This window comes from Hymenobacter agri, from assembly GCF_054778495.1.
Window position 1 is genome coordinate 1 of sequence record NZ_BAAGZM010000248.1, and the last position, 5,883, is coordinate 5,883.

The following is a 5,883-nucleotide window of genomic DNA, read 5'->3' on the forward strand; positions in this document are numbered from 1 at the left end:
AGCCGTGGGCCAGCCGGCGCGTGCCCCGATAGATGGCCCGCGTGGCCAGCGCCGACACGGCCATCTGGCCCGCCACTATTCCCGGCCAGCCCAGCCCTAGCCGTAGCCACAGGCTCTGGAACAGCGGGTAGAGCACGTAGCGCAGGTTGTGGCCCGGCTCGAAGTAGCCGCGCTCGGCAATGCCCTTGGCGTATTCGAGGTAGCGGGCGCTGTCGTTCACGAAGTGCGGCCCGCCGAACTTGCGCCAGAAAACCAGCTGCACCAGCACCCACAGCCCCGCCAGCAGCGCCCGGTGGTGGGGCCAGATTTTCCGGGTCAGGGAGTGAATAGGAGAGGGAAGGCGCATGCAGCCGCAAAGCTAGGGCGGCGGGGGTGGGGGAGGCAGTTTTTTCTATTATGATTCGTCCGTCATGCTTCGCTGCGCTCTGCATGACCGGCGACCGGCATGACGTTCTTTCCGTCCCTTTACCACCTCACGCTCCAGCTTACGTATTCCCTGCCTATGACCCTTGCCCGCCTCGTTCGCCGCCTGCTGCCGCTGTTGTTTCTGCTCGCCCTCGGGTGGTTTCTATGGCGCAAAATCGGCCCCACGCTGTCCGACCTCAACCCACTCAACGCTGAGCCCAAAGTAACCGTGACGCACAACACCGTGCTGACGCAGATTGAGGCGCTGGGCAAGCTGGAGCTGGTGCGCTACAAGTTCAAGGACATTGTGGAGTACCGCCGGGCCAGCCGCTACCCGCTGCTGCCCGATGCCAAAGTGGCCCTCGTGGTGGGCGGCGAGGCCGTGGGCTGCCTCGACCTGCGCAAAATCCGCCCCCAAGATGTGACCTTCGACGGCGACTCCATCGTGCGCGTGACGCTGCCCGCGCCCGAGCTGTGCTCCTTCCAGGTGCGGCACGACCAAAGCCGCGTGTTCAGCACCGAAAACGGCTTTTTTCAGGATGCCGACCTCGTGGACCAAGGCTACAAATACGCCGAGAAGCAGGTGCGCACCGCCGCCCTGCAGGCCGGCATCCTGGCCCAGACGCAGCGCAACGCCGAGCAGATTCTGGTGCCCATGCTGCGCACGCTTACCGGCCGGCGGGTGGTGGTGGGCCAGCAGCTGGTGCTACCCCAGGCGGGGCCGAAGCAATAGCGCGAGCCAGCCAGCCTTCTGGTCGTCATGCTCATCTGGCGTCCGTGCAGCCGAAGCATCTCTACTGCAATGGTGAATCCAGACGTTGGGATTAGTGGCGCGGTAGAGATGCTTCGGCTGCGCGGACGCCAGATGAGCATGACGTTCTTTGGGTTCGGGCTAACTGCTTACTCGTCATCGTCCTCCGCCACCTTGCCCAGCTCATCAAGCGCAATTTTAATTAAATCCTGCTCGTAGCCTTTGCCGGTGAGGTACTGCGCGATTTTCTGGCGGCGCACGCGCGGGTTTTTCTCTTTTTCCTGGCGGTCTTTTTTCTCGGCCACGTCCACCAGGTTCTGGTAGTATTCGTCGCCGTCGATTTCCTTAAGGCCGGCCTTGATGCAGTATTCGCTGATGCCTTTTTGCTTGAGCTCCTGCACAATGCGGCGGCGGCCCCACTTCTTGTGGCGGTAGTGGCCGCGCACGAATGCCTGGGCGAAGCGCTGCTCATCGAGCAGCTTCTCGCGGCTGAGGCGGATGATGATTTCGCCGGCTTCGTCTTCATCGAGGCCGTAGGATTTCAGCTTCTGCTCCACTTCTTTCTGGGTGCGCTCCTGGTAGGCGCAGAAGGCGGCAATTTTTTGCAGGGCCTCGCCGGGCGTGTACTGCTTGGGGGCTTTGTCGGGGGTCTTGAACATGGGAGCGAATTCGGGAAAGCAAGTAACATCAAACAAGGGGTCGGGCGTTTCGTTGTGAGGTGGCAAGGCAACCATTGGCCCCGCGCGGCGCATCTGTTGGCCGCCGGGCCGTAACTTGACGGGCCTTGCGCCTGACCCCTTTCCTGTCCGTATGTCGTTGGTTTCGGTACCCGTTGTTGTGTTGGTGATGTTGTTGAGCTGGCTGCCCCTGGGGGCGGCGCAGGCCGGCGTGGTGAAGGGAATCGTGAGCGGGGCCGGCCAGGCCCCGCTGGCCTTTGCCAACGTGGCCGTGCGCGGCGCCGCCACCAGCACCGGCGCCAACGAACAGGGCCGCTACCAGTTGCGCCTGCCCGCCGGGCAATACGAGCTGGTGTTTCAATACGTGGGCTATAAGCCGCGCATCGAACCCGTGCGCGTGCCCGGCGGCGACTCGGCCGTGGTGCTGAACGTGGCCTTGCAGGCCGAAAACTACAACCTGGGCGAGGTGCTGGTGAAGTCGTCGGACCGCGACCCGGCCTACCCCATTATTCAGCAGGCGCAGCAGTGGCGGGCCTACCACCGGCGCGAGCTGGCCGCCTACCGGGCCCGCATCTACATCAAAAGCGTGCTACGCGTGCTCGACACGCCGGCCAAAATAATGGGCCTGTTTAAGGTGGGGCCCGACATTAAAAAAGGCATTCTGTACCTGTCCGAAAGCCTGTCCGAAATCAGCGTGACGCAGCCCAACCAGGTGAAGGAACGCATGATTTCGAGCCGGGTGAGCGGCGACTCGCGCGGGCTGAGCTTCAACCGGGCCAGCGCCGGCCGCAACCTCACCTTCTACGAAAACCTGGTGAAGCCCGGCTTTGCCGAGCGCGGCTTCGTGTCGCCCATCGCGGCCAATGCCATGCTGTTTTATAAGTACGAGCTGGTGGGCAGCTCGACGCAGGACGGCGTGCTGGTGCATAAAATTAAAGTCATTCCGCGCCGCCGCGCCGACCCGGTGTTCGATGGCTACGTGTACATCGTCGACGGCTCGTGGCGCATTCATTCCGTCGATTTGCACCTCGGCAAGGAGGCCCAGATTGACTACACTGATGATGTGCACATCACCCAGCAGTACACGCCCATGCCCGGCAACCCCAACGTGTGGCTGATGCAGTCGCAACAGGCGCGCGCCAACCTCTCGGGCCTGGGCTTCAAAGGGCAGTTCGACATTACGGCCGTGCTCTCGAACTACACTGGCGTGGTGCCCACCTACCCCACGCCGCCCGCGCCCAAAGCCGCCCCACCCGTGGTGGCCGAGGGCAAAGACGCCGCGCCCGTGGGCCAGGAAACCGCCGCCCAGATTCGCAAGCGCAAGCCCGACCTGCGCGGTCTCAACGCTCAGGTGCGCCGCCAGGTGAAGCAGGCCCGGCGCGACTCCCTCAAAAACGACCCCTTCGCCCGCATGCCGCGCGGCGAGGTGCAGCTGATTGAGAAGGGCGTGAACGAGCGCGACTCCAGCTACTGGGACCAGGTGCGCCCCGTGCCCCTCACGGCCGAGGAAAAGAAGGACTACCACGTGAAGGACAGCACCGAAGTCATTCGCCGCTCGCGCCCCTACCAGGACTCGATGGACCGCAAGCGCAATGCGTTTCAGCCCATTGGCCTGCTCGTGGGCGGTGTGGGGCACGTTAATACGTTCAAGAAGCAGTCGTTTTCGGTCGAGCCGCTCACCCAGATTTTCCAGTACAACACCGTGGAAGGGGCCGTACTGAACGCCAAGGCCCGGTTCAGCCAGCGCACGGAAGACCGGCGGTTCGTCACGCTCACGCCCACGCTGCGCTATGGCTTCAGCAGCCGGCAGCTAAATCCCAGCCTGGAGCTGGCCTGGCAGCTACACCCGGCCAAGCGCCGCGAGGTGGGCCTCGTGGCGGGCCGTACCATCGAAAACTTCGACAAGAACTCGCAGCTCACGCCGCTCATCAACACGGTATACACGCTGTTCGATAACTACAACTACGCCAAGCTCTACCGCCGCGACGGCATGGAGCTAAGCTACCTCTCCGAAGCGCTGAATGGACTGAACCTGCGCGCTACAGTGGGTTATTTCGACCGCCGCGAGCTGTTCAACACCACCGACCGGCTGATTCGCGACGTGCCGGACCGGGCCTTCACGCCCAACACGCCCGTGAGCGACGAGCTGGCGAATACCGGCTTCGGCCGCAGCCGCATCCTCACGGTGGGCCTCTCGGCCGATTTCAAGCCCGGCCAGCGCTACATCAACCGGCCCGATGGCAAATTCAACCTCGGCTCAAAATGGCCCACCTTCAACGTGCAAGGTCGCTTGGCCGTGCCCGGCGTGCTGGGCGCGGACGTGCGTTACCTGCTGCTGCAGGGCGGCGTGCGCCACAACCTGAGCTTGGGCCTGGTAGGCGCCAGCGCCTTCCGGGTGAACGTGGGCGGCTTCGTGGGCCGGCAGCAGGGGATGACGTTCATCGACTACCGCCACTTCGCCGGCAACCAAACCCTGCTCACCGGTAACTTCAGCAATTTCCAGCTGCTCGACTACTACCGTTTCAGCACCAACAACACCTACCTCGAAGCTCATTTCGACCACCACTTCAACGGCTTCATATTCAATAAAGTCCCGCTCTTCCGTAAGCTGAAATGGCAGGAAGTCGCGTCCTTCAACTACCTGCACACCGCCCAGGCCGGCCACTACGTGGAGTTAGGCGCGGGCGTGGAGCACATCCTGAAAGTGCTGCGCGTCGATTTCTACACCGCCCTGCAAAGCGGCCAGCGCCTGGGTACGGGCCTGCGGGTGGGGTATGGGTTTTAGGCTGAGCTATAACACGCTACAGTTTACGGAGCTCATCCGCTGACGCAGTTTCGTAGACGTTGAGGGGGATGAGCTTGTTAAATCCGACTGGTTCGATTTGTGAGCTTTCTGGTGCCTGCGGCGTCGGAGGTTGCTATCAGTTGCCGCTGTTTGGCGAGGGGAGGGTTACGTCTGGATGCTTGGTCGCATTAAGGGCCTATATCCCTTGTGAAAAGGAGGAAACCCGCAACCAATGCGATTATTTTTAACGCTGTTTTTGCCCTCCCTGATAGCCTTGGTTCCATTCGGTGCTATCGTGTGCCTCTTGCGCCTGCGCTTGGTCGCCCGGTCCGTGGGCTGGATGGCCGGGGCTACAGTGGCCGCCGGAGCGTTGGGCTGCGCGAGTACAGGGCTCGCCGTACTGGTGTGTGCGAGTGGCCTGGCTACGGGAATACCTGCCGGAGGCCCACAATGCGTTACGGGGGCGGCTGTATTTTTATTTGTGGGCTTAGCGTTTACGGTTACGGCGGTGAGTTATGGTGCAGTATACACCCTTTGCTGTGTCATAGCACAGTGGACGCGCGGCTAGTAGCGGCGATACTATTCCGGAAAAGACGTTCAAAACGATAGTATAAATCATACCATCCGCAGCGGGTTTTGCAGCGCCGCCATTAGGTAGCCATTCCAACGCGAAATCAGCGCGCTGATACACTTTGTATTGGTGCTGTCTTCAACTAAGTAGGTGTAGCTGAATTAATAGCTGAGCAGTCATACCCCAATAATCCTCCATTAACTATAAACCAAAAAAGCTCCCAAAACCTGGTTTTGGGAGCTTTTTGGCAATAAGTCAGTGAACTATGCCGAAGGCTTGGAACGCCGGCTGCTACGCAGGCGCTTGAGGCCGTAGGCGGCCCCGGCGGCCAGTAGCAGCGAAGCGCCGCCGTCGATGGGAACGGCGTTGGGGGCGGTGGGCGTGGGGCCACCATCGGCGGGGGCCTGGGCCAGTACCGGGGTTAGGCTGCCCGCCAGCAGGCACACACCCGCAGCCGCGGCGAAAAGACGGAGTGTTGGAAGAAGAATTTTCATGGATTGAAGGAAAGCAGGTTGAAAGATGAGCGGTAGCTACGGCCCGCGCCGGCCCGCTGAGGCTCGGCACGGGCCGCGACCTATTGGGTTATTCCACCACCAGGCGCTTGGCTACCAGGCCGGCCGCCGTGCGGGCCAGCACCGAGTACACGCCGGGGGCCAGGTTGGCCAGGGGCAGCTCCAAGGTTTCGGCGGTGCCG

At 62.2% G+C, this 5,883-nt stretch carries 5 protein-coding genes; 2 read left to right on the forward strand and 3 right to left on the reverse strand.

From position 1 onward, the window contains the following. A partial coding sequence (locus tag ACYVDE_RS12870; RefSeq protein WP_460501946.1) for a hypothetical protein occupies positions 1-346 on the reverse strand: 346 nt, incomplete at its 3' end. Between the two features lie 156 nt (positions 347-502). On the opposite strand from ACYVDE_RS12870, the gene ACYVDE_RS12875 reads away from it, so the two are divergent. After that, positions 503-1,138, forward strand: a complete 636-nt coding sequence (locus tag ACYVDE_RS12875; RefSeq protein WP_460501947.1) for a DUF4230 domain-containing protein — start codon at positions 503-505, stop codon at positions 1,136-1,138. A gap of 167 nt (positions 1,139-1,305) precedes the next feature. Here ACYVDE_RS12875 and ACYVDE_RS12880 read toward each other — a convergent pair whose 3' ends face one another. After that, positions 1,306-1,815, reverse strand: a complete 510-nt coding sequence (locus ACYVDE_RS12880; RefSeq protein ID WP_460501948.1) for a regulatory protein RecX — start codon at positions 1,813-1,815, stop codon at positions 1,306-1,308. A 151-nt stretch (positions 1,816-1,966) separates the two neighbouring features. On the opposite strand from ACYVDE_RS12880, the gene ACYVDE_RS12885 reads away from it, so the two are divergent. After that, positions 1,967-4,618, forward strand: a complete 2,652-nt coding sequence (locus tag ACYVDE_RS12885; RefSeq protein WP_460501949.1) for a DUF5686 and carboxypeptidase regulatory-like domain-containing protein — start codon at positions 1,967-1,969, stop codon at positions 4,616-4,618. Positions 4,619-5,452: 834 nt separating this feature from the next. Here the strand turns inward: ACYVDE_RS12885 and ACYVDE_RS12890 are convergent. Continuing rightward, the gene (locus ACYVDE_RS12890) at positions 5,453-5,683 is read right to left on the reverse strand and encodes a PID-CTERM protein-sorting domain-containing protein (protein WP_460501950.1); all 231 of its coding nucleotides are present in this window, start codon (positions 5,681-5,683) and stop codon (positions 5,453-5,455) included. Positions 5,684-5,883: the final 200 nt, after the last annotated feature.